The 21,799-nt window shown below is 34.6% G+C and carries 22 protein-coding genes; 13 read left to right on the plus strand and 9 right to left on the minus strand.

Annotation, left to right across the window (positions count from 1 at the left end):
- Window positions 1–56: 56 nt before the first annotated feature.
- Entirely contained in the window at window positions 57–788 is a 732-nt protein-coding gene (gene flxB / locus AC6CHK_RS00260) for a flexirubin biosynthesis SDR family reductase FlxB (RefSeq protein ID WP_498092442.1), read from the minus strand.
- A gap of 42 nt (window positions 789–830) precedes the next feature.
- The gene (gene flxA, locus AC6CHK_RS00265) at window positions 831–2,351 is read right to left on the minus strand and encodes a flexirubin biosynthesis tyrosine ammonia-lyase FlxA (protein ID WP_498092444.1); all 1,521 of its coding nucleotides are present in this window, start codon (window positions 2,349–2,351) and stop codon (window positions 831–833) included.
- A 96-nt stretch (window positions 2,352–2,447) separates the two neighbouring features.
- On the opposite strand from flxA, the gene AC6CHK_RS00270 reads away from it, so the two are divergent.
- A complete protein-coding gene (locus AC6CHK_RS00270; RefSeq protein ID WP_498092446.1) occupies window positions 2,448–3,692 on the plus strand; it encodes an NAD(P)/FAD-dependent oxidoreductase in 1,245 nt (414 codons plus the stop codon).
- 38 nt (window positions 3,693–3,730) lie between these two features.
- Here the strand turns inward: AC6CHK_RS00270 and AC6CHK_RS00275 are convergent, their stop codons facing one another.
- Together AC6CHK_RS00275 and flxY are read right to left on the minus strand one after the other, a co-directional pair.
- Entirely contained in the window at window positions 3,731–4,339 is a 609-nt protein-coding gene (locus AC6CHK_RS00275; protein ID WP_498092448.1) for a hypothetical protein, read from the minus strand.
- A 40-nt stretch (window positions 4,340–4,379) separates the two neighbouring features.
- Window positions 4,380–5,672: a flexirubin biosynthesis putative acyl-CoA ligase FlxY gene (gene flxY / locus AC6CHK_RS00280; RefSeq protein ID WP_498092450.1), complete on the minus strand. Its 1,293-nt coding sequence runs from the start codon at window positions 5,670–5,672 to the stop codon at window positions 4,380–4,382.
- Between the two features lie 220 nt (window positions 5,673–5,892).
- On the opposite strand from flxY, the gene ileS reads away from it, so the two are divergent.
- The 7 genes from ileS (at window position 5,893) to trpS (ending at window position 12,616) form a co-directional block, all read left to right on the plus strand.
- On the plus strand, window positions 5,893–9,282 hold the full coding sequence (gene ileS / locus AC6CHK_RS00285; protein WP_498092452.1) for an isoleucine--tRNA ligase: 3,390 nt from the start codon (window positions 5,893–5,895) through the stop codon (window positions 9,280–9,282).
- A gap of 59 nt (window positions 9,283–9,341) precedes the next feature.
- Window positions 9,342–9,722: a TraR/DksA family transcriptional regulator gene (locus AC6CHK_RS00290; RefSeq protein WP_498092454.1), complete on the plus strand. Its 381-nt coding sequence runs from the start codon at window positions 9,342–9,344 to the stop codon at window positions 9,720–9,722.
- A gap of 86 nt (window positions 9,723–9,808) precedes the next feature.
- Window positions 9,809–10,042, plus strand: coding sequence for a DUF6576 domain-containing protein (locus AC6CHK_RS00295; RefSeq protein ID WP_498092456.1), 234 nt, complete (start codon window positions 9,809–9,811; stop codon window positions 10,040–10,042).
- A gap of 15 nt (window positions 10,043–10,057) precedes the next feature.
- Entirely contained in the window at window positions 10,058–10,249 is a 192-nt protein-coding gene (locus tag AC6CHK_RS00300; protein ID WP_498092458.1) for a DUF2683 family protein, read from the plus strand.
- Window positions 10,249–10,887 carry a lipoprotein signal peptidase gene (locus AC6CHK_RS00305; RefSeq protein ID WP_498092459.1) on the plus strand — a complete coding sequence of 213 codons (639 nt, stop codon included), beginning with the start codon at window positions 10,249–10,251 and terminating at the stop codon, window positions 10,885–10,887. Before AC6CHK_RS00300 ends, AC6CHK_RS00305 begins: the two co-directional genes overlap by 1 nt.
- A 13-nt stretch (window positions 10,888–10,900) precedes the next feature.
- Complete coding sequence (locus AC6CHK_RS00310) at window positions 10,901–11,545, plus strand: SanA/YdcF family protein (RefSeq protein ID WP_498092461.1); 645 nt, start codon at window positions 10,901–10,903, stop codon at window positions 11,543–11,545.
- 102 nt (window positions 11,546–11,647) lie between these two features.
- The gene (gene trpS, locus AC6CHK_RS00315; protein WP_498092463.1) at window positions 11,648–12,616 is read left to right on the plus strand and encodes a tryptophan--tRNA ligase; all 969 of its coding nucleotides are present in this window, start codon (window positions 11,648–11,650) and stop codon (window positions 12,614–12,616) included.
- Between the two features lie 87 nt (window positions 12,617–12,703).
- Here the strand turns inward: trpS and AC6CHK_RS00320 are convergent, their stop codons facing one another.
- The 5 genes from AC6CHK_RS00320 to AC6CHK_RS00340 all read right to left on the minus strand — a co-directional run bounded on the left by AC6CHK_RS00320 (window position 12,704) and on the right by AC6CHK_RS00340 (window position 17,411).
- Window positions 12,704–13,399 carry a YjjG family noncanonical pyrimidine nucleotidase gene (locus AC6CHK_RS00320; RefSeq protein WP_498092465.1) on the minus strand — a complete coding sequence of 232 codons (696 nt, stop codon included), beginning with the start codon at window positions 13,397–13,399 and terminating at the stop codon, window positions 12,704–12,706.
- 198 nt (window positions 13,400–13,597) lie between these two features.
- Complete coding sequence (locus tag AC6CHK_RS00325) at window positions 13,598–14,185, minus strand: RNA polymerase sigma factor (protein WP_498092467.1); 588 nt, start codon at window positions 14,183–14,185, stop codon at window positions 13,598–13,600.
- A gap of 186 nt (window positions 14,186–14,371) precedes the next feature.
- Window positions 14,372–14,863, minus strand: coding sequence for a hypothetical protein (locus AC6CHK_RS00330; protein ID WP_498092468.1), 492 nt, complete (start codon window positions 14,861–14,863; stop codon window positions 14,372–14,374).
- An 83-nt stretch (window positions 14,864–14,946) separates the two neighbouring features.
- Window positions 14,947–16,227, minus strand: a complete 1,281-nt coding sequence (gene metK, locus AC6CHK_RS00335) for a methionine adenosyltransferase (RefSeq protein WP_498092470.1) — start codon at window positions 16,225–16,227, stop codon at window positions 14,947–14,949.
- A gap of 233 nt (window positions 16,228–16,460) precedes the next feature.
- Entirely contained in the window at window positions 16,461–17,411 is a 951-nt protein-coding gene (locus AC6CHK_RS00340; RefSeq protein ID WP_498092472.1) for a LysR substrate-binding domain-containing protein, read from the minus strand.
- Between the two features lie 128 nt (window positions 17,412–17,539).
- Between AC6CHK_RS00340 and AC6CHK_RS00345 the strand changes: the two genes are divergently transcribed.
- The 5 genes from AC6CHK_RS00345 to AC6CHK_RS00365 all read left to right on the plus strand — a co-directional run bounded on the left by AC6CHK_RS00345 (window position 17,540) and on the right by AC6CHK_RS00365 (window position 21,799).
- A complete protein-coding gene (locus AC6CHK_RS00345) occupies window positions 17,540–19,027 on the plus strand; it encodes a catalase (RefSeq protein ID WP_498092474.1) in 1,488 nt (495 codons plus the stop codon).
- A 102-nt stretch (window positions 19,028–19,129) separates the two neighbouring features.
- Window positions 19,130–19,897: an enoyl-CoA hydratase-related protein gene (locus AC6CHK_RS00350; RefSeq protein ID WP_498092475.1), complete on the plus strand. Its 768-nt coding sequence runs from the start codon at window positions 19,130–19,132 to the stop codon at window positions 19,895–19,897.
- A gap of 31 nt (window positions 19,898–19,928) precedes the next feature.
- Complete coding sequence (locus AC6CHK_RS00355; protein WP_498092477.1) at window positions 19,929–20,363, plus strand: deoxycytidylate deaminase; 435 nt, start codon at window positions 19,929–19,931, stop codon at window positions 20,361–20,363.
- 6 nt (window positions 20,364–20,369) lie between these two features.
- Window positions 20,370–21,287, plus strand: a complete 918-nt coding sequence (gene xerD, locus AC6CHK_RS00360) for a site-specific tyrosine recombinase XerD (RefSeq protein WP_498092479.1) — start codon at window positions 20,370–20,372, stop codon at window positions 21,285–21,287.
- Window positions 21,284–21,799 carry an NUDIX hydrolase gene (locus tag AC6CHK_RS00365; RefSeq protein WP_498092481.1) on the plus strand — a complete coding sequence of 172 codons (516 nt, stop codon included), beginning with the start codon at window positions 21,284–21,286 and terminating at the stop codon, window positions 21,797–21,799. The genes xerD and AC6CHK_RS00365 overlap by 4 nt, the downstream gene beginning before the upstream one ends.

Raw genomic sequence — 21,799 nt, forward strand, 5'->3', positions numbered from 1 at the left:
AGGTTGCAGGTTTTAGGTTGCAGCTAATCACTGTTACCTATTATCTGCCACCTGATTTATGAATAGATTCCGCCGTTAATATTAATCACTTCTCCTGTAATGTAAGAAGATTTTCTGGAAGCCAAAAATGCAACCAAATCTGCAACTTCTTCCGCTTCACCAAATCTGTTTGCAGGAATCATTGCTTTTAATTCATCTTCGTTGAAAGCCTGCGTCATATCTGTTCTGATAAATCCCGGAGCAACCGCATTTACGGTAATATTTCTTTTTGCAACTTCCTGAGCCAGAGCTTTTGTTGCTCCAACCAAAGCACCTTTCGCAGCAGAATAATTCGTTTGTCCGGCAGTTCCTTTTACTCCGGAAACTGAAACCATATTGATAATTCTCCCATATTTATTACGCAACAATTTCTGAATAAAGAAATTGGTGACGTTGAAAAAACCATTTAAGCTTATATTGATTACAGAATTCCAGTCTTCGATCGGCATCCACATGAATAGTCCGTCTTTTGTAATTCCGGCGTTATTGACGATAATTTCAACAATTGCATTTGGATTATTTTCCTGCCATTCAGTTAGAACTTTTACCGTTTCTTCTGTATTCCCAACATCAAACTTCAGAATTTCACCTGTAGCTCCCAACTCTTCAACTTTTGCTAAAGTTTCCTTTGCTGCTGCTTCGTTTGAAGTATAATTAATTAAAATATGTTCAATTTTTTCTTCCGCCAGTTTTATACAGATCGCTCTTCCAATTCCACGGGAGCCGCCTGTTACAATTGCACATTTCATCTCTAAATGTTTATTTGAATGATTAACAACTCTGTAAAGTAATTACGTTGTCTTTAAATATTTTTTCACCTCTTCCAAATATGGATACATCACCATATCGTCTGAAAAAGCGGGTATTATCTTTCTTATTTCGTCGTACAATTCTCTTGTAGAAGTTGAAACTTTATCTTTAAAATCAAGAAATTCAATCGCCTGAATAATTGTGATGGCTTCAATGGCCAAAACTTCAAAAGCATTCTCGATCACTTTTCTGCAAATCACCGCAGAATTGGTTCCCATGCTTACAATATCCTGGTTATCATTATTATTAGGAATACTGTGAACATACATCGGGTTTGCCAGCATCTGGCTTTCCGCTGTTGTAGAAGTTGCCGTAAACTGCACACCCTGCATTCCGAAATTGAAACCCAATTTACCTAAATTTACAAAAGGAGGCAAAATTTCGTTGATTTTTGAATTTAAAAGATAATTCAATTGTCTTTCTGCCAGCATTGTGAGTTTTGTGACCACGATTTTCAGCTTATCCATTTCCAAAGAGACATAATCTCCGTGGAAGTTTCCGCCGTGATAAACGTGCTGATCTTCAACATTGATAATCGGATTATCATTCGCTGAATTGATCTCGTTTTCAAGAACTTTTTCCGTGAATTCCAACGTATCCAAAACAGGTCCCAAAATCTGCGGAACACATCTTAAAGAATAATATTCCTGAACTTTCTCCTTAAATACAATTTCCTGCTCCTCAAAGTGAGTATAAAGATGATCTTCTCTTTTTCTGATTAATTTGCTGTCAGCCAAATGCGTACGCATTCTTTCTGCAATTTTTTGTTGGCCGTAATGTCTTTTTGTTCCGTTTAGGGCTTCAGATAAATGATCGTCATAAGCCTGAACAATCTCGTTGATTGCACAGGATAACTTAATTGAAATTTCAGTTAATTGGCTGGCTTTGTAAGCATTAACAATACCAATTCCCGACATCACTGAAGTTCCGTTCATTAAACCAAGACCTTCACGGATCTCAACTTTTATAGGTTCTAAACCTTCCGTTTCAAAAACTTCTTTTGTAGATTTCCTTTCTCCTTTATAGAAAACTTCGCCTTCACCAATTAAAACTAAAGCCAAATGGGCAAGCTGCACCAAATCGCCACTCGCTCCTACTCCGCCGTGTTCAAAAATCAATGGTGTAACATCTCTGTTTATCAATTCCTTAAGCAAATTAATAACAGACACATGCACCCCGGAATTTCCTCTTGATAAAGTATTTAGTCTTGCCAACATACAGGCTTTAACTTCTTGTGGCGGAAGCGGATTTCCAATACCTGAAGAATGGCTTCTTATCAAATTATATTGTAACTGATGCGTATCTTCATCACTGATCTTGAATTGTGCCATTGGCCCAAAACCTGTATTGACACCATAAATCACTTTATTTTTTGAAAATTCTTTCAAAAACTGAAAACTAGCATTCACCCTTTCGAGAAGTACTTCGTCAAGCTCAATTTTTTGATTTTCTATAATGATCTTCTGAAAATCACTCAGTTTTAAAAAGTTATTTATTTTCATCAATTAAAGTAATAATATATAATTTTGTAAAATATAATTAATTGTCACTAATTTAGCAGCAAAGATATAAGTTATTCTTAAAATAAAAAATCAAAGATGAGCAAAGAATTTGTTGACGTTCTTGTAATCGGGGCCGGACCTTCCGGATGCGTATCTTCTTCATTCTTAAAGAAGAACAACGTCAACGTAAAAGTGGTTGAAAAAACACTTTTTCCAAGACTTGTGGTTGGCGAAAGCTTGATACCAAGAGTGATGGATCATTTTGATGAAGCCGGGCTTTTCCCTGCTTTGGACAAAATGGGCTTCGAAAAGAAATTGGGAGCGCGTTTTTTGAGAGGTGATGAAGTTTGTCTTTTTGACTTTAGTGATAAGTTCGGAGAAGGCTGGGACTGGACATGGCAGGTTCCCAGAGCAGACTTTGATGATGTTTTGGCTAAGGAAGTTAAAAATAAAGGCGTTGACCTTGAATTTGAAACAGAAGTGATTGACATCAAATTTAACGGAACAGATTCTGTCACGACTGTAAAAAATAAGAATGGCGAAACCAAGGAAATCCATGCAAAATTCGTGATCGATTCTAGCGGCTACGGAAGAGTTTTGCCAAGACTTTTAGATTTAGAAAAACCTTCAAAACTTTCCCCGCATTCTGCGATTTTTTCTCACGTTGCAGATATGAACAGAGAAGAAGGAACAGAAGGAACCCTGATTTCTTTTGATATTATTGAAACTGAAGTCTGGCTTTGGGTAATTCCTTTTTCCAACGGAAATACAAGTGTAGGAATTGTAGGCCCGACTGATTATATTGAAAAATTATCCGAAAACGGAGATACAACAGAAGCTTTGAAAAAGGCGATTTCTCTTTCTGAATATTATGTAAACCGTTTTGGTGATGTTGATTTTCTTTTTGAACCAAAACATTTGAAAGATTATTCATGCTCGGTTAAAAGATTGTTCGGTGACGGATTTGCATTAACAGGTAATGCTTCAGAATTCCTGGATCCTGTTTTTTCTTCGGGAATGGCTTTTGCAACAGAATCCGGAATGTTGGCCGCAAAATTAGCTTTAAGACAATTAAATGGCGAAACAATCGATTGGCAAAAGGAATATTCAGATTATATTCTATACGGAGTTGATGTTTTCACAACTTATGTAAAAGAATGGTACACCGGAAATCTGCAGGAATTGTTTTTTCACAGGCCTGAAAATGAAGACGTAAAAAGAAAAATCTGTGCAGTTTTGGCTGGCTATGTCTGGAATAAAGAAAATCCTTTCGTAAAAAAACACGATACGGTTGTTAAAAACCTTGCAAATCTTATTAAAATGGAGAAGCAACAGTTATAAAAAAGCGGTCTGAATGATTCAGACTGCTTTTTCTTTTTTTATTTTAAAGCCTTTTTGATCTCTATACCTAATTTTTTACCTGTAACTTCATATGCGGCTGCGATTCTTCCGTATTCCCAAGCAAAATCTTTGTTCATCTTTTTTCCCTGAATTTTATCTGCTTGTAATTTCATAATTACATTTGAAGGATTATCCGTTTCTACAAATATAAGATTTGAAGTTAATTTTGCTTCTTGCGAACCAATCATTCCGCCGTACCAACCTGCATAAATCCATTTTGCATCGATGATTAAAGTATATTTTGCTTTTACATCGTTTTTAAAGTTCAGCTTTTTCAATTTACTGTTTATGCCTTTAAAGAAATACGTCAAGTATTCTGAAGTTTTAAAATTTTCCCATTGATAAGTCCAGTTTTGCCAAACTTTCTCGCCTTTTCTATTGGTAATATCTGCTTTTCTACCTTCAAGATATTGCGCTTCGGTCAAGTTTTTTTCCTGATAAACTGCATCATCGAACTTTAATTGAACATTTACTTCAGTTTGATCTTTCAGGAAATCAAAATTCCCGGATTCGAAATTAATTTTATCTTTTTGCGCAAAAACTGCCGTGGAAATTGCTAAAAATAGCATTAGAAATAATTTTCTCATAATTTGTTTAAATTTTTATCGCGTAAATATAGTTTTAAAATTATCTCAAATCAATAAATGTAATTGGTTTTCTACTGTTCGGATTATAAACTGTTTTAGACAAAATATCAAAATCTACGATATCAATTTTTGGGCTAACACGAAGTTTTGCCCTAAAATGATCTCTCACTTCTCCCTCAAAACTTTCATCATCTCTTTCTGTACTGATTTTAATGATAATTTCATCCAAACCAATTTCATCCGACTGAATAACGATTTGATAACATAAAATTCCATCAAAATCATTCAGAATATCATTCATTGCAGGCGGATACAAAGTCGTTCCTTTATATTTGATCATTTGTTGCTTTCTGCCAACAACAGGTCCCAGTCTCATCGTATTTCTTCCACATTTGCAAGGCTCGTAATGTGCTTTTACAATATCTCCCGTTTTGAATCTCAACAAAGGAAGTGCTTCAACACCTAAAGTAGTTATTGTTAATTCTCCACTTTCTCCATCTTTTACTGCATTTCCTTCGTCGTCGAGAATTTCTGTTATAATTAATTCCGGATGTTGATGACCACCAATTTGATGTTCACATTCAGTAAATGCAGTGCTCATTTCCGTGGAAGCATACGTCGAAAATAATTGAATATTCCACTTTTCCTTGATTTTTTGTGAAAGAATATTATCTGTAAAGTCTTGATTTTTGATGCTTTCACCAATACAAACAGCGCCGTAAACGCTCGAATTTTTATAATCAATCCCATGTTTTTCGGCGTAATCGATCATTTTTAAAAGAAAAGAAGGAACAGTAATCAGATATTTCGGTTTATATCTAAAAATAGAATCCCACTGAAGTTCAGGAATTCCAGGTCCCATCCTTACAACACTTGCCCCCATTTTTCTTAATCCTAAAAAATAAGCAAGCCCAGCCATAAATCTTTTATCAATCGTCGTAATCATCTGTACAACATCACCTTTCTGAATTCCTGCACAAGCGAAAGAAATCGCTTCATTGTAAGCCAGTCTTTCAAGATCGGCATCAGACAAACCGAAAGTTACAGGATCACCTAAAGTTCCGGAAGTCGTACTGTAATCAACGATTTGATTTTGTGGGATACAGAAAAAATCATCATTGTTTTGTTGAATATCATTTTTCGAGGTTGTTGGAATTTTCTTCAGATCTTCCAAAGTGCGGATGTCAGCAATATTGATATTATTCTCTTTAAATAATGTTTTATAAAAAGGCGAATGGTTTTGTAAATACGCCAAAAGTTTCTGAAGTTTTTGCTCCTGAAGTTTTTTTATTTCCTGAATACTTGATCTTTCGATGGTTGGGAAGAATTCCAATGATTATAAATTTAGAAGACAAATTTATTTAAATTAAAATTAAAAGATTGAAGCATTTAATAATTAAAAACCATCATTTATTATTTACTTTTCTTAACAAATCGTGCCCTTATTTTTGCTAACTTTTTAATAGATGCAATCAAAATAAAACATATATTATAACCCGACAAATTTTAGTAAATTTGCCAACTTGATTAATCAACAATATTGAGAAATTACAATGAGCCAATTTAAAGAATATAAAAACCTCAATCTTATAGACGTAGCCGACCATGTTTCGGAGTTCTGGAAAGCCAACAATACTTTTGAAAAAAGTGTTGAAACGCGTCAGGGAAACCCTGAGTTTGTGTTTTACGAAGGTCCGCCTTCGGCAAACGGAATGCCCGGAATTCACCACGTTATGGCAAGAGCGTTGAAAGATATTTTCTGTCGTTACCAGACGCAAAACGGGAAGCAGGTTTTCCGTAAAGCGGGTTGGGATACGCATGGACTTCCTGTAGAATTAGGAGTTGAAAAAGAACTTGGAATCACGAAGGAAGATATTGGTAAAAAAATTTCGATTGAAGATTACAACAAAGCTTGTCGTGAAGCGGTAATGCGTTACACCGATGTCTGGAATCACCTGACCGAGAAAATTGGATATTGGGTAGATTTGGAAGATCCGTATATCACGTACAAGTCAAAATATATGGAGACTGTTTGGTGGTTGCTAAAGCAATTGTACAGCAAAGAATTGTTGTATAAAGGCTATACAATCCAGCCTTATTCACCAAAAGCAGGAACCGGACTTTCTTCTCACGAATTGAATCAGCCTGGGACGTATCGTGATGTGACCGACACCACGATTGTTGCTCAGTTTAAGGTTAAAAAAGAATCTTCCGAATTATTCAACGATGTTGATGGAGATGTAAACGTTTTAGCTTGGACGACAACTCCCTGGACTTTGCCTTCAAACACAGCTTTGGCGGTAGGAAGAGATATTGAATACTATGTGGTAAAAACTTTCAACCAATATACTTTTGAACCTGTAACGGTTGTTTTGGCGAGAGTACTTTTAGAGAAGAATTTCGGTAAAAAATATGTTGAAGGAACTGATGAAGATTTGGCAAATTATACAGCAGACAGCAAAACGATTCCATATAAAGTTTTAAAAGAATTTACCGGAGAAAAATTAGCAGGAACGCAATACGAACAGTTAATTCCTTGGTTTAGCCCAAATGAAACTCCTGAAAAAGCATTCAAGGTAATCATCGGAGATTTTGTGACAACGGAAGACGGCACAGGTATTGTGCACATCGCTCCTACTTTTGGTGCGGATGATGCAAGAGTTGCGAAAGAAAACGGAGTTCCGCCAATGTTGGTGAAAGACGAAAATGATAATTTAGTTCCATTGGTTGATTTACAAGGTAAATTCATCAAAGGGGACAATGTTCCGGAAACTTTCTCGGGAAAATATATCAAAAACGAATATTACGACGAAGGCGCTGCTCCTGAAAAATCTTGGGATGTAGAATTGGCCATCGTTTTAAAAACAGAAAATAAAGCCTTTAAGGTTGAAAAATATGTTCACAGTTATCCTCATTGTTGGAGAACTGACAAACCTGTCTTATATTATCCGTTAGATTCTTGGTTTGTAAAAATGACGGCTGTAAAAGACCGTTTGGTAGATTTAAACAAAGAAATCAACTGGAAACCGAAAGCCACAGGAGAAGGCCGTTTTGCCAACTGGCTGGAAAATGTAAATGACTGGAATCTTTCCCGCTCAAGATATTGGGGAATTCCGTTGCCGATCTGGAGAACAGAAGATTTAAAAGAAGAAAAAATTATCGGTTCTGTAGAAGAATTATACAACGAAATTGAAAAATCAGTTGCTGCAGGATTAATGAAAGATAATCCGTTCAAAGGTTTTGAAATCGGAAATATGTCTGAAGATAATTATTCTTTGGTTGATTTGCACAAAAATGTAGTTGACAAAGTAGTTTTGGTTTCAGATTCAGGAAAAGCAATGAACCGTGAAAGTGACCTTATCGACGTTTGGTTTGATTCGGGAGCGATGCCTTACGCGCAGCTGCATTATCCTTTTGAAAATAAAGAATTGATTGACAATCATAAGGCTTTCCCGGCTGATTTCATCGCTGAAGGTGTTGACCAAACTCGCGGTTGGTTTTATACGCTTCACGCAATCGGAACGGCAGTTTTTGATTCGGTTGCTTATAAAAATGTGATGAGTAACGGACTTGTTTTGGATAAAAACGGTCAGAAAATGTCAAAACGTTTAGGAAATGCAGTTGATCCGTTTGAAACTTTAGCCATTTACGGTCCGGATGCGACACGTTGGTACATGATTTCAAATGCAAATCCTTGGGAAAATCTGAAATTTGACATCGAAGGAATTGATGAAGTGAGAAGAAAATTCTTCGGAACACTTTATAATACGTATTCTTTCTTTGCTTTATACGCGAATGTTGACGGATTTAGTTATTCTGAAAATAATATTGAAAACCGTCCGGAAATCGATCGCTGGATTTTATCAGAATTAAATCTTTTAATAAAAGAAGTAAAAGCATTCTACGAAGATTACGAGCCAACGAGAGTCGCAAGATCGATCAGCAATTTTGTAAATGACAACTTAAGTAACTGGTATGTAAGATTGTGCAGAAGACGTTTCTGGAAAGGAGATTATTCGGATGATAAAATCTCTGCTTACCAAACTTTATATACGTGTCTTGAAACCGTTGCCAAATTATCTGCGCCAATTGCTCCGTTCTTTATGGATCAATTGTATCAGGATTTGAATAAAGTAACAGGAAAAGATAAAAATGAATCTGTGCATTTAACAGATTTCCCGGTTGCTGATGAAAGTTTGATCGATCAGGATTTGGTTGAAAAGACCCATTTGGCACAAAATATTACAAGTATGGTTTTCTCTTTGAGAAAAAAAGAAAACGTAAAAGTTCGCCAGCCGTTACAAAAAGTGTTGATTCCTGTTTTAGATAAAAAAACGGAAGAGCAGATTTTGGCGGTTGCAGAATTAATTAAACAAGAAGTAAATGTTAAAGAATTGCAATTAATCAATGCTGAAGAAGCATCACATTTAATTGTAAAACAAATAAAACCAAACTTCAAAGCTTTAGGCTCCAGACTTGGAAAAGACATGAAAGTAGTTGGAAATGAGATCAATAATCTTTCATCTGAACAAATTTCATCTTTAGAAAAAGAAGGAAAAATTGAAATCCGGGGTTATGAAATTACATTGCATGATGTAGAAATTTCAACAAAGGATATCCCGGGATGGACAGTAACTTCCGACGGAAAAACAACTGTGGCATTAGATTTGAAGATGACAGATGAGTTGAAATCTGAAGGTATTGCAAGAGAATTTATCAACAGGATCCAAAACCTTAGAAAAGAGAAAGATTTTGAATTAACAGACAAAATAAGCATCTTTTTAGAAGATAAATCTCCGTTTTTGGAACAAATAAGACAAAATGAAGAATATATTTCATCTGAGGTCTTGTCAAATAAAATAGAAATTGTATCTTCACTTTCAAATTTTAGCGAAATCGACATAGATGACATCAATTTTAGGGTGAATATTGAAAAGAATTAATATATAGTTATTGTTTTTTCAAATCCCATTTCATAATTTTATTAAAAAGAAAAACAAACATGCAAGACGAAAGAGTAAGATATAACGATTCTGATTTACAAGAATTTAAGAAAATAATCAAAGAAAAAATAGAAAAGGCGGAAAGAGATCTGCAGCTGATCAGAGAAAGTTTCATCAATGACCAGAATAATGGTACAGATGATACTTCGCCAACTTTCAAAGCTTTTGAAGAGGGTGCAGAGACGCTGAGCAAGGAGCAAAACTCTATTTTAGCAGGAAGACAGGAAAAATTTGTGCGCGATCTTAAAAATGCTTTGATCAGAATTGAGAACAAAACATACGGTGTCTGCAGGGTAACAGGAAAGCTGATTCCGAAAGAAAGGCTTTTGGCTGTACCGCACGCCACATTGAGCATCGAAGCTAAAAACATGCAGAGATAATATTTTTTATCTTATTTTTGTAAATAATTATTGGGTTTATATGATGTTTCACGACATTTTATAAACCTAATTTTTAATTATATCTAATGAGCGAATATTTGATTTTAGCCGTTATCATTATTGCAGTAATTTGGTTTTTTAATAGAGATCGAATCAAACCCGACAAAGCTAAAAACCTTACGATTGATGATAAATTTAATTCCGATAAACGTGAAAGAGAAAAAGAAATTGACCGTTTGCTCAGTAAAATAGGCAAAAACGGAGTCAATGATCTATCCCCAAAAGACAGAAAAAGGCTGGATGAGCTTTCTAAGAAATAAATTTAAATTTACAAGATGGAATCAATTATAGTACATACCAAAAATTCAATGGAACTGAATGCATTAAAAAGCGTTTTAAAAGACATGAACATTGAGTTTGAAAAATTTCACACAAAAAATAATTTTCATAATCAAAAAACGATTAAAAAAGTTATTGATAAAAAAAACGAAAAAATAGGGAAACCATTTAAACCAAAAGGACAATAATGAAAAAGATTTTAGCTGTAACTTTTCTTATATTATTAATAGATCAGGCTTCAAAAATTTATATCAAAACGCATTTTAATCTTGATGACAGTATTTCTGTCTTTCCTGGATTCAAGCTTACTTTCGTAGAAAATCCGGGAATGGCTTACGGCCTGCATTTTGGAGGAGTTATCGGCAAATATTTTTTAGTGATCGTAAGGATATTTCTTATTGGCGGAATGGTTTATCTTTTCAAAAAATGGCTGCAGAGAGGTGAATCCAATTATCTTTTGATTCCAATGGCGATGATTTTTGCAGGAGCGATCGGAAACCTTATCGACGGAATGTTTTACGGATTAATTTTTGACAGCGGCACCGTTTATGATTCAAGCATCGACCGATGGATCGGCTATGGCGGAGTTTCTAAGCTTGTTCCTTTTGGGGAAGGCTATTCGCATTTCATGAAAGGCTGCGTTGTTGATATGCTTCATTTTCCTTTGGTAGACTGGACAGTTCCTGAAAGTTGGCCGTTAATCGGCGGGAAACATCTCGAATTTTTTAAATATATTTTCAATGTTGCAGATTCTGCGATTACTGTAGGAGCAGCATTATTATTGATTTTCAGGAAGAAAGCATTTCCAAACGGACTTGAGTTTTAGATAATTTACACAAATGAAAAAACTAATTAAAACTTTATTTAAAATTTTCCTGCTTCTATTTGTTGCAGGAATTATTTTTATTGTCTTTGCCAATTTCAGCATCAAAAAAGAAAGTGATCCGTTTTTGTTTAATGAAACATCCGAAATTCCTGAAACTAAAACCGCAATTCTTTTAGGGACAAGCAAAACTTTAAACAACGGAATGCCAAATGCATATTTCGAAAACAGAATAAAAGCTGCGGTAGATTTGTATAAAAGCGGAAAAATAAAATACATTATCGTAAGCGGTGACAACAGCAGAAAAGATTACAACGAGCCGGAAGATATGCAACTCACTTTAATGCAGCACGGAATTCCTGAAGATAAAATTTTCCTTGATTTTGCAGGGTTCAGGACTTTAGATTCTGTGGTAAGAGCGAAGGAAATTTTCGGACAAAACAAATTAATTGTCATTTCTCAGGAATTTCACAACGAAAGGGCTGTGTTTTTAGCACGACAAAACGGAATTGAAGCGTATGGATATAATGCAGCAGACGTTAATAAATATGCCGGCTTCAAAACCAATCTTCGTGAATATTTAGCAAAAACAAAAGCATATTGGGATTTGCTTTTTGGTGTTGAACCGAAATTTGGAGGAGATAAAGTTTTAATTCCTTAACGCCATTTTTATCGTTCCTTATTAATTTTCTTTACTTAATTAAACTTTAAATAGTTTCGCTAAATTTGCGATTCATTAATTTTTTATAAACAATTTAAACAAATGTCAAGAATTCTTACCGGCATTCAAGCCACCGGAACCCCGCATCTTGGAAATTTATTAGGTGCCATTATTCCTGCAATTGAGCTGTCAAAACAGCCAGGAAACGAATCATTTTTATTTATTGCAAACCTGCATTCTTTAACGCAGATCAAAGATTCAAAAGAACTGAAACGAAACACCTACGAAATTGCTGCGGCTTGGCTTGCTTGCGGATTAGATACTGAAAAAACATTTTTTTACAGACAAAGCGACATTCCTGAAACATGCGAACTTTCTTGGCATTTATCATGTTTTTTTCCTTATCAGAGACTTACTTTGGCACATTCGTTTAAAGATAAAGCAGATCGCTTGCAAGACGTAAATGCAGGTTTGTTTACTTATCCTATTTTGATGGCTGCAGATATCTTGTTGTATGATGCGGAAATTGTACCTGTAGGAAAAGATCAGCTTCAGCATTTGGAAATTGCCCGTGATGTAGCTTCAAGATTCAATAATCAGATGGGTGAAGTTTTGGTTTTGCCTCAAGCCGAGCTTCAGGAAAATACAAAATATGTTCCCGGAATTGACGGACAGAAAATGTCTAAATCAAGAGGAAATATCATCAATATTTTCTTACCTGAAAAGGAATTGAAAAAACAGGTCATGAGCATCGAAACAGATTCTAAATCTTTGGAAGAACCAAAAGATCCGGGAACTGATAAAGTATTTGCTATTTATGAATTGATTGCAACTTCTGAACAAACGGAAGAATTAAGAACGAAATACCTGGCCGGAAACTTCGGTTACGGACATGCTAAAAAAGAGCTTTTGGATTTGATTCTGAAACGTTTTGCTAAAGAAAGAGAGTTGTTTTCTTATTATATGAATAATCTTGATGAGCTGGAATCTAAACTTCAGGAAGGCGCTGCAAAAACAAGAGTGATTGCTACAGAAACTATAAAAAGAGTTAGAGAAAGTTTAGGAATATAACATTTCGCTTATCAAAATAAAATAAGTTTCGGCGGCACCTTTGGTGCCGCCGAAACTATTAAAAATAATTTATTGATAAAGCATTTATTACAAATATTCCTTAATCTGAAAAAGGTGTTTAATTACCTTCAAATCCTTTTGCTTCGGATTTTCATTTAAAACATCAAAGAAAATTACGTCTATACCAAAATTTTGTGATCCCACAATATCCGCGATCCAGTCATCACCAATCAGAATACTTTCCTCTTTTTTTGCGTCAGAAAGTCCCAAGGAATAATCAAAAATAGCAGGATTTGGCTTTCGGACGCCGACAGAATCTGCGCTTGTAATCGTATTGAAATAATGCGCTATTCCGGATAATATACATTTCCGTTCCGTAACTTCCTGAAATCCATTGGAAATAATGTGCAGAGTATAATTTTTAGTTTTTAAATAATCAAGTATATATTCCGCACCTTCCACCAAATAATTATAATTTAATATTTTATCAAGGAAATGCTCTTCAAAAAACATTGCAAGTTGCTCATCATCAACGTTAAAATGCTTAAATGTATCGTAAAAACGATGTTTCCTTAAATACTCTTTATCAATAAGACCATCCCGTATTTTTTCCCAAAGCCTTTCATTGATTTCATGATAAACTGCATGGAATTCTTCAAAATCTATTTTATAATTTAAAGTAATTTCATGCTTTTCAAAAAGGTCTTTAATGGTAAGATAAGCGTTTTTACGGTGGTCCCAAAGTGTATTGTCGAGGTCAAAAAAAATGTGCTGAATTTTCATACAGCACAAAATTAATAATTAATTTTTTGAAAGATGACAATGATGATTTTTAATCTTCACGACATTAAGATTTTTTGAAAAATTAAGCAAAAAATCAATAGTTTGTTTTTTAGGTTTCAAACTTTTCGTTTTTAAAGAATCGTTATTTTTCATAGGCGAAAAATGTTTTTTCTTTAAAACGCAAATACTATGCAAATATTATCTCGTCAGAATAATATTATTTTCTTCCATAATTTTTCTCAGATTAATCAAAGCATACCGCACTCGTCCTAATGTCGTATTGATGCTCATTTCCGTATGATCTGCAATTTCCTTAAAGCTCAATCCGTCAAAAAACCTGAGTTTTATCACCTCCTGCTGATTTTGAGGTAGAAACTGTAACATTTTAAGCAAATCTTCCTGAATTTGATTGCTTACAAGTTGATCTTCAATATTTTCTGAAGGTTCTCTGATCAAATCAAAAATAGAAAATTCATCATTGTCAAATGTAGTTTCCGAGACTTTTATATTTTTAGATTTTGCCCTAAAATGATCGATAATAAGATTCTGCGCAATTCTTTTTGCCCAAAGAATGAATTTTCCTTCTTCATTATATCTTCCTTCTTTCAGCATGATAATGATTTTAATAAAAGTATCCTGAAAAACATCATTCGCAAGATCCTGATCATTTATTTTATAAAGAATAAATGAAAACAGCTCTTTCTGATGACGATGGATAAGGGTTGACAATGCTTCTTCGTCTCCTTTTTGATAAAGAGAAATTAATAGACTATCCGTTGATTTCATAACTTTTCTTCTCTGTATATATTAGTAGCCAACATTTTCCCGGTATTTTACAAGGTTTTTCTTTTGCTACAAATTGTTGTAAAGTAAAGTCTGATCAATAAGCATTAATTTATGCTGTAAATATAAATAAAATTTTAATAAGTGTTAACTATTTATTAAATAATTCAAAGAAATATGTAAAAAAAATTACTTAAACATATCATGTAAGAACGTTGTAGGAATATTTAATGTGAAATTTATATTTAGTCCTTTCAATTGTTTTCCATTGATTTCGGCGTCTCCGATGGGAAATGCATAGCCTCCTGTAAGATCCAGAATACCGAATAAGCTCATTCCGATTTTTGGAGCGACATATTTATTGGTACCTTCAACTCCTGCAAGAAAATAATAAGAATGATAGAAATCTACATTTTTCTCAAAGTTGAGTAAAAAATCAGCACTTACTTTCGGCATTATGGCAAATTCAGAATTTGCAGAACCCATCAGCGCCGAAGCTCCCAATCTGTAAATAACATCATCACTTTTCAAAAACAACAGTTTTCCGCCAACTTCTCCAAAGCTCTGATTTTGATAAGTATAACCTAAAGTTACCATTTTGTGCACGGTAAGCTGAGCATTTGCAAATGTGCTTAGAAAAAATACCGATAATATTGTAATTGCAAATCTAAAATTCATCATCTTTTAAGTTTTAAGTTGTAAAATTAAAAAAAACTGCCTTACCTGAAAGATAAAGCAGTTATTTATTATTTATAAGAAAAATATTAAATTCCGAAAGCGGATTTAATTTCTTCTACTTTGTCAAGCTTTTCCCAGGTAAAAAACTCTAAACCTATAAGCGTTAATTCGTTTTTCTGACCTTTATTAAACGTTTTATCAGCAACATAATGCTCTCTTCCCATGTGTCCGTAAGAAGCTGTTTCCTGATAAATAGGATTTCTCAATTTCAAATTCTGCTCAATAGCGTAAGGCCTTAAGTCGAAAATTGTAGAAACTTTTTTAGCAATGTCGCCGTCGTGAAGATCTACTTTTGAAGTTCCGTAAGTATTGATGTATAAACCGCAAGGCTCAGCAACACCGATAGCGTAAGAAACCTGCACCAAAACCTCATCAGCAATACCGGCTGCAACTAAATTTTTAGCAATATGTCTTGTCGCATATGCCGCACTTCTGTCAACTTTTGAAGGATCTTTTCCTGAAAAAGCACCGCCTCCGTGAGCACCTTTTCCACCGTAAGTATCAACGATGATTTTTCTTCCTGTCAAACCTGTATCTCCGTGAGGACCACCGATTACGAATTTTCCTGTCGGGTTAATGTGATATTTGATTTGATCGTTGAATAAAGCTTTGATTTCTTCAGTCTGCAAAGCCACAACTCTAGGAATCAAAATATTTTTGATGTCTTCACGGATTTTATTCAGCATTTCTTCTTCACCCCCAAAATCATCATGCTGAGTTGAAACTACAATAGAATCTATTCTTACCGGCTTGTGATCGTCAGAATATTCAATCGTAACCTGGCTTTTTGCATCAGGACGAAGATATTTAATTTCAGAATTTTCTCTTCTTATTGCAGAAAGTTCTTTAAGAATTGTGTGCGCCAAATCTAAAGCCAAAGGCATATAATTTGAAGTTTCGTTAGTTGCATATCCAAACATCATCCCCTGATCTCCTGCGCCTTGTGCATTTGCTTTAGCATCGAAAGATTCATCACTTACAGCGCGATCAACACCTTGATTAATGTCCGGAGACTGCTCATGAATTGCAGATATCACTCCACAAGAATCTCCGTTGAACATATATTCACCTTTCGTGTAGCCGATTCCGTTGATTACTTCTCTTGCGATCGTCTGTACATCAAGATAAGCGTCAGACTTCACTTCTCCTGCCAAAACAACCTGCCCTGTGGTAACCAAAGTTTCACAAGCTACTTTTGAAGTTTTATCGTAAGCTAAAAAATTATCGATTAGCGCATCAGAAATCTGGTCGGCAATTTTATCCGGATGTCCTTCTGAAACTGATTCAGACGTAAATAAATAAGACATATAATTCTTTTATTTTTTAAATTAAAATAGATGAAGAAAAAAATGAAAATTGCCAGAAAAGCTAAAAAGAATATACTGTTTTAGCATTTTTTTAGAGAGGTTGCAATCAGGTCAAATTTTTCCTCGTTAATAAACGTCAGCAAATTTAAGTACTATTTTTTTAATACTCAAAACTTTTATCTGATAATTATAATTTTCTTGAAATTAATGATTTATGTCATTATGAAGCCCAATTACTGTGGCTTTATACTTACAAAATCTTTTGGATTTTCGTTGTAATTAAGCTTTTTGGAAAGTGAGGCTTTAATGGAAGAACCAAGTTCATCAATGATTTTTTGCTTGAAAGTCGGTTTGTAATAAATAATGCTGATTTCTCTATAAGGGAAAGGTTTTTTAAACCTGAAAACTTTGCTTTTTTGCTCTTCAGAAAGTTGGTTTAAAGCCAATTCCGGCAAAATACTGATCCCTCCAACTTTATCAACCATATGAACTAATGTCTGAATATTGGAAGCCAGGAAATCCAGATTTTTAGGTTTTAATCTGTTTTCTTTAAGATGACAAATATTTTCAAACTGATTTCTTAAGCAGTTTCCTTCTTCCAAAAGCCATACTTTTTCTACATTCAGCTCATCCGGAACTATAAATGTATTTTTTTTGTTGGCTTCTGTGTCGGAACTATAAATCATCAGTTCTTCATTAAATAGAAAATCCTGATAAAACTCGTTGGCATTATCATAAGGAGTCGAAATGATTCCCGCATCCAGTTCGCCCGATTTCAAAGATTTGATAATATTATCGGTTGTCATTTCCTTCACATTCATCTGAATTTTAGGATTTTCTTCAAGAAAATGGAAAATCTCCGTTGGTAAAATAAACGAAGAAACCGTTGGTATAATTCCTAAGTTGATTGTTCCGCCTAAAATATTATTCAACAGATTGGCCTTATTCCTAAGCTCATTCACCGCATCGATAATTACTTTTGCCTGATCAATTATTTGAAGACCAACATCAGTTGTGCGAATCGGGTGAGTTGTTCGGTCAAAAACCTTTACATCCAGCTCATCTTCAAACTTTTGTATCATTGCACTTAAAGTCGGCTGGGTTATAAAACAGGCTTGAGCAGCTTTACCAAAATGTTTATACTTATCTACAGCGATAAGATATTCCAATTGCTGAATGTTCATTTGATTAATATTATCTATGACAAAGATATGATGTTTTTGCCATAACGCATTAAAAATTCAACTAAATTTGATAATTATTACCTTATAATTCTATCATAAACTTAATAAAAATAAACAACTACAAATATATGGATTCTAAAAAATTAACGTCTAGCAGCGGCGCTCCGTATTTCGAGCATCAAGATTCTCAAACAGTGGGTGCTAGAGGCCCGGTCTTATTACAAGATTTTATTCTTCAGGAAAACCTTGCCCATTTTGTGAGGGAAAGAATTCCGGAAAGAATCGTTCATGCTAAAGGAAGTGGCGCTTACGGAAAATTTACTGTAACACACGATATTACAAAATATACCAAAGCTAAATTATTTTCCCAAATAGGAAATTCATGTAAAATGTTTGCTCGCTTTTCTACCGTTGGCGGAGAAAAAGGAAGCGCAGACACCGCAAGAGATCCGCGAGGTTTTGCTTTAAAATTTTATACCGAAGATGGAAACTGGGATTTGGTAGGGAACAATACTCCTGTTTTCTTTATTAAGGATGCAAAAAAATTCCCGGATTTTATTCATACCCAGAAAAGAGTTCCTAAAACCAATTTGAAAAGCGCAACCATGATGTGGGATTTTTGGAGCTTAAATCCGGAATCGCTTCATCAGGTTCTTATTTTAATGTCAGATCGTGGCACGCCTTTCGGCTACAGACATATGCACGGTTTCGGATCGCATACTTTTTCAATGATTAATGCTAATAATGAAAGAGTCTGGGTGAAATTTCATTTTAAAACAAAACAAGGAATAAAAAATTTCAGTAACGAAGATGCAATAAAAATGGCAGGTGAAAATCCTGATTTTGCGCAGGAAGATCTTTGTAATTCAATTGAAAATGGCGATTTTCCGAAATGGACGATGTATATTCAGGTCATGACGGAAGAGCAGGCAAAAGAATTCAGATGGAATCCTTTTGATATAACTAAAGTATGGTTTCAGGGAGATTTTCCGCTTATTGAAGTTGGCGAGATGGAACTGAATGAAGTTCCTGTCAATTATTTCGCACATGTGGAGCAGTCTATTTTTTCTCCGAGTAATTTGATCAACGGAATTAGCTTTTCGCCTGATAAGATGCTTCAGGGAAGATTATTTTCATATCCGGACGCACATCGATATAGAGTTGGAGTGAATGCACATCATCTTGAAGTAAACAGATGCCCTTTTGCTATTAATAATTATCAAAGAGATGGTTTTATGGCAGATTCGAGTCAATATCAAGACAAGCCCAACTATCATCCGAACAGTTTTGATGACATTCAGCCGGATCCATCATATAAAAATTTCGAATATGACTTAGACAGCACACAAGTTGCCAACTTTAATCGTAATGAAAATGATGACGATCACTTTACCCAACCCGGATTATTATATACAAAAGCGATGAACCAAGAAGACAGAGAGCATCTTGTGCATAACATTGTAGAAAGCATGAAAGGAATCGACGGACCCAAAAGAGATGAGATAATCAACCGTCAATTATGTCACTTTTTTCGAGCAAACATCGAGCTTGGCATGAAAGTGGCATCAGCATTAAGCATCAATATTGATTCAAACATGATGAATCATTCAAAGTAATATTATTAAAAATAAACTCTGAAAGGGAAAAAAAATTACTTTTTTTCCCTTTTTTTCATATTTTTTTTATAATTTGCGAATATTAAAGATAAAATATGCGTAATGGTTTACGAAAATGTAATATTTAATAAAGAAGGCAAGACAGCATTAATTATAATAAACAGACCTGAAAGTTTAAATGCATTAAATGCAAAAACGATTAAAGAGATCAGTTCTGTATTAGACGAAATAGTGTCCGACAATGAAGTAAGAGTAATTATATTAACCGGAAGCGGAGAAAAATCATTCGTTGCAGGAGCAGATATTAAAGAATTCAGCGATTTTAATCAGGAAAAAGCTGAAGAATTGGCAAGAAACGGACAGAATATTCTTTTTAATAAAATAGAAAATCTTTCTAAACCTGTAATAGCTGCAATCAACGGCTTTGCATTAGGCGGCGGATTAGAACTCGCAATGGCTTGCCACATAAGATACGCTTCTGAAAATGCAAAACTGGGTCTTCCTGAAGTTACTTTAGGATTGATCCCGGGATACGGAGGAACTCAAAGGCTTCCGAAATTGGTAGGAAAAGGAATAGCAAATGAAATTATATTTTCAGCTAAAATGATTCCTGCACAAAAGGCAAAAGAAATAGGTCTGGTAAATGAAGTTTATCCTATTGAAGAATTAATTGACAAGACAAAAGATTTGGCAAAAATCATTGCAAACAATTCTCCGATGGCTATTTCTAAAGCAATACAAGCAACCAATCTGTCTGACACTGATAAAGGTTTTGAAATCGAAATAAAGAATTTCGGAGAGCTTTTTGACATGGCAGACAAAAAAGAAGGAGTTTCAGCTTTTCTGGAAAAAAGAAAGCCCAACTTCTAATATCATATCACAAATTATTTCGAAAAAACCGATGCAGAAGTATAATAAGTTTGACAAAGCTTATCTAAAGATGGCTCAGGAGTGGGCAAAACTATCCTACTGTAAAAGAAAGCAGGTAGGAGCTCTTATCGTAAAAGATAGGATGATTATTTCGGATGGCTATAATGGCACTCCTTCAGGATCTGAGAACTGTTGTGAAGACGAAGAAACCGGCAAAACACACTGGTACGTTTTACATGCAGAAGCCAACGCGATTTTGAAACTGGCAGGCTCTACACAATCAGCCCGAGGCGCAACGTTGTATTTAACGCTGTCGCCATGCAGAGAATGCAGCAAGCTGATTTTACAGGCAGGCATTTCAAGACTCGTTTATATCAACGCTTACTCTGATGAAGAAGGAATATCATTTTTAAGAAACCATCATATCGAAATAATACAAGTTTCTGAAAGTGAATTAAAAAAATAAAACACAATGACTTGGAATGAAAAAATTAAGGATTTTGAGATTTTTCTTCGATTCGAAAGAAATTTTTCAGAAAACACACTCGACGCGTACGTTCGCGACATCAAAAAATTAAAAGAATACGCTGAAGAAGATCTGGACAATGTAACGCCGGATGTGATTTCGTATGACAACCTGCAGGAATACATCTTCAGGCTCTCGAAACAAAAGTTCAGTGAAAGATCACAAGCAAGGTGGATCTCTTCCATAAAAGCTTTCTTTAAGTTTCTTTTAGAAGATGAAATACGCAAAGACAATCCGTCTGCTATGCTTGAAGGTCCAAAATTGGGGCTTTACCTGCCAGATACTTTAAGTCTTTCCGACATCAACAGGATTATCAATGCAATTGAAGTGCACACCGATCTTGGAAGACGAAATCAATGTATTGTTGAAGTTCTTTACGGATGCGGTCTCCGCGTTTCGGAATTGATTGATGTAAAGATTTCGAATATCAATTTTAAAGAAAATTACATCAAAGTAGTCGGCAAAGGCAACAAAACACGTTTTGTACCTTTAGCACATTACACGGCAAACCTGCTGCAAATGTATATTAAGGAAATAAGATCAAAAAACAAGATCAATAAAAAGCATGAAGATACTTTATTCTTAAACAGCAGAGGAACTTCAATGTCACGAGTGATCGTATTTCTTATTATTAAAGAACTTACCGATAAAGCGGGCGTGAGCAAGAAAATATCACCTCACACATTCAGACATTCTTTTGCAACACATTTATTACAAAATGGTGCAGATTTGCGATACATTCAGGAAATGCTGGGACATTCAAGTATTACCACAACAGGAATTTATACGCACCTGAAAACGGAAGAACTTCGGGAAGTAATTTTAAATTACCATCCGAGGAATAAAACGAATACTATTGAATGAAAATATTAAAATTTTGCCCTGATTGCGGCAAAGAAACATTGCAATGGGACGGCGAAAAAAAATGGAGCTGTCCCAATTGCAGTTTTACCTTATATAACAATGTTGCAGGCGCAGTGGCAGTTGTCATCCGCAGCGGTGACGAAATATATCTTACCCGAAGAAATCAGGACCCAAAAAAAGGAAAGCTAGATTTGGCAGGAGGCTTCGTAGACCCTAAAGAAAGCGCCGAAAACACTTGCAAAAGAGAGCTTTTTGAAGAATTAAAATTAGAAATAGATGTTTCTAATTTGAAATATTTAACGAGTCTTCCAAACACTTATCATTACAAGAATATTGATTACAATACAATCGATTTGTTTTTTGAATATAGCGTTTCAGAAAAATTTGAGGTTGAAATTGAGCTTTCTGAAATATCAGAAACACAATGGATTCCAATCAGTCAAATTAATTTAGATGATATTGCTTTTGATTCTCAGAAGAAATTTTTTAAAGAATATCTGAAGTCATTTTAA

The sequence above is a fragment of the Chryseobacterium sp. GQ58 genome (genome assembly GCF_059758895.1).

What these genes read in the sequence shown, in the direction of transcription:
- flxB (WP_498092442.1), bottom strand. Translation starts at nt 788, where the DNA reads ATGAAATGTGCAATTGTAACAGGCGGCTCCCGTGGAATTGGAAGAGCG.
- flxA (WP_498092444.1), bottom strand. Translation starts at nt 2,351, where the DNA reads ATGAAAATAAATAACTTTTTAAAACTGAGTGATTTTCAGAAGATCATT.
- AC6CHK_RS00270 (WP_498092446.1), top strand. Translation starts at nt 2,448, where the DNA reads ATGAGCAAAGAATTTGTTGACGTTCTTGTAATCGGGGCCGGACCTTCC.
- AC6CHK_RS00275 (WP_498092448.1), bottom strand. Translation starts at nt 4,339, where the DNA reads ATGAGAAAATTATTTCTAATGCTATTTTTAGCAATTTCCACGGCAGTT.
- ileS (WP_498092452.1), top strand. Translation starts at nt 5,893, where the DNA reads ATGAGCCAATTTAAAGAATATAAAAACCTCAATCTTATAGACGTAGCC.
- AC6CHK_RS00290 (WP_498092454.1), top strand. Translation starts at nt 9,342, where the DNA reads ATGCAAGACGAAAGAGTAAGATATAACGATTCTGATTTACAAGAATTT.
- AC6CHK_RS00295 (WP_498092456.1), top strand. Translation starts at nt 9,809, where the DNA reads ATGAGCGAATATTTGATTTTAGCCGTTATCATTATTGCAGTAATTTGG.
- AC6CHK_RS00300 (WP_498092458.1), top strand. Translation starts at nt 10,058, where the DNA reads ATGGAATCAATTATAGTACATACCAAAAATTCAATGGAACTGAATGCA.
- AC6CHK_RS00305 (WP_498092459.1), top strand. Translation starts at nt 10,249, where the DNA reads ATGAAAAAGATTTTAGCTGTAACTTTTCTTATATTATTAATAGATCAG.
- AC6CHK_RS00310 (WP_498092461.1), top strand. Translation starts at nt 10,901, where the DNA reads ATGAAAAAACTAATTAAAACTTTATTTAAAATTTTCCTGCTTCTATTT.
- trpS (WP_498092463.1), top strand. Translation starts at nt 11,648, where the DNA reads ATGTCAAGAATTCTTACCGGCATTCAAGCCACCGGAACCCCGCATCTT.
- AC6CHK_RS00320 (WP_498092465.1), bottom strand. Translation starts at nt 13,399, where the DNA reads ATGAAAATTCAGCACATTTTTTTTGACCTCGACAATACACTTTGGGAC.
- AC6CHK_RS00325 (WP_498092467.1), bottom strand. Translation starts at nt 14,185, where the DNA reads ATGAAATCAACGGATAGTCTATTAATTTCTCTTTATCAAAAAGGAGAC.
- AC6CHK_RS00330 (WP_498092468.1), bottom strand. Translation starts at nt 14,863, where the DNA reads ATGATGAATTTTAGATTTGCAATTACAATATTATCGGTATTTTTTCTA.
- metK (WP_498092470.1), bottom strand. Translation starts at nt 16,227, where the DNA reads ATGTCTTATTTATTTACGTCTGAATCAGTTTCAGAAGGACATCCGGAT.
- AC6CHK_RS00340 (WP_498092472.1), bottom strand. Translation starts at nt 17,411, where the DNA reads ATGAACATTCAGCAATTGGAATATCTTATCGCTGTAGATAAGTATAAA.
- AC6CHK_RS00345 (WP_498092474.1), top strand. Translation starts at nt 17,540, where the DNA reads ATGGATTCTAAAAAATTAACGTCTAGCAGCGGCGCTCCGTATTTCGAG.
- AC6CHK_RS00350 (WP_498092475.1), top strand. Translation starts at nt 19,130, where the DNA reads ATGGTTTACGAAAATGTAATATTTAATAAAGAAGGCAAGACAGCATTA.
- AC6CHK_RS00355 (WP_498092477.1), top strand. Translation starts at nt 19,929, where the DNA reads ATGCAGAAGTATAATAAGTTTGACAAAGCTTATCTAAAGATGGCTCAG.
- xerD (WP_498092479.1), top strand. Translation starts at nt 20,370, where the DNA reads ATGACTTGGAATGAAAAAATTAAGGATTTTGAGATTTTTCTTCGATTC.
- AC6CHK_RS00365 (WP_498092481.1), top strand. Translation starts at nt 21,284, where the DNA reads ATGAAAATATTAAAATTTTGCCCTGATTGCGGCAAAGAAACATTGCAA.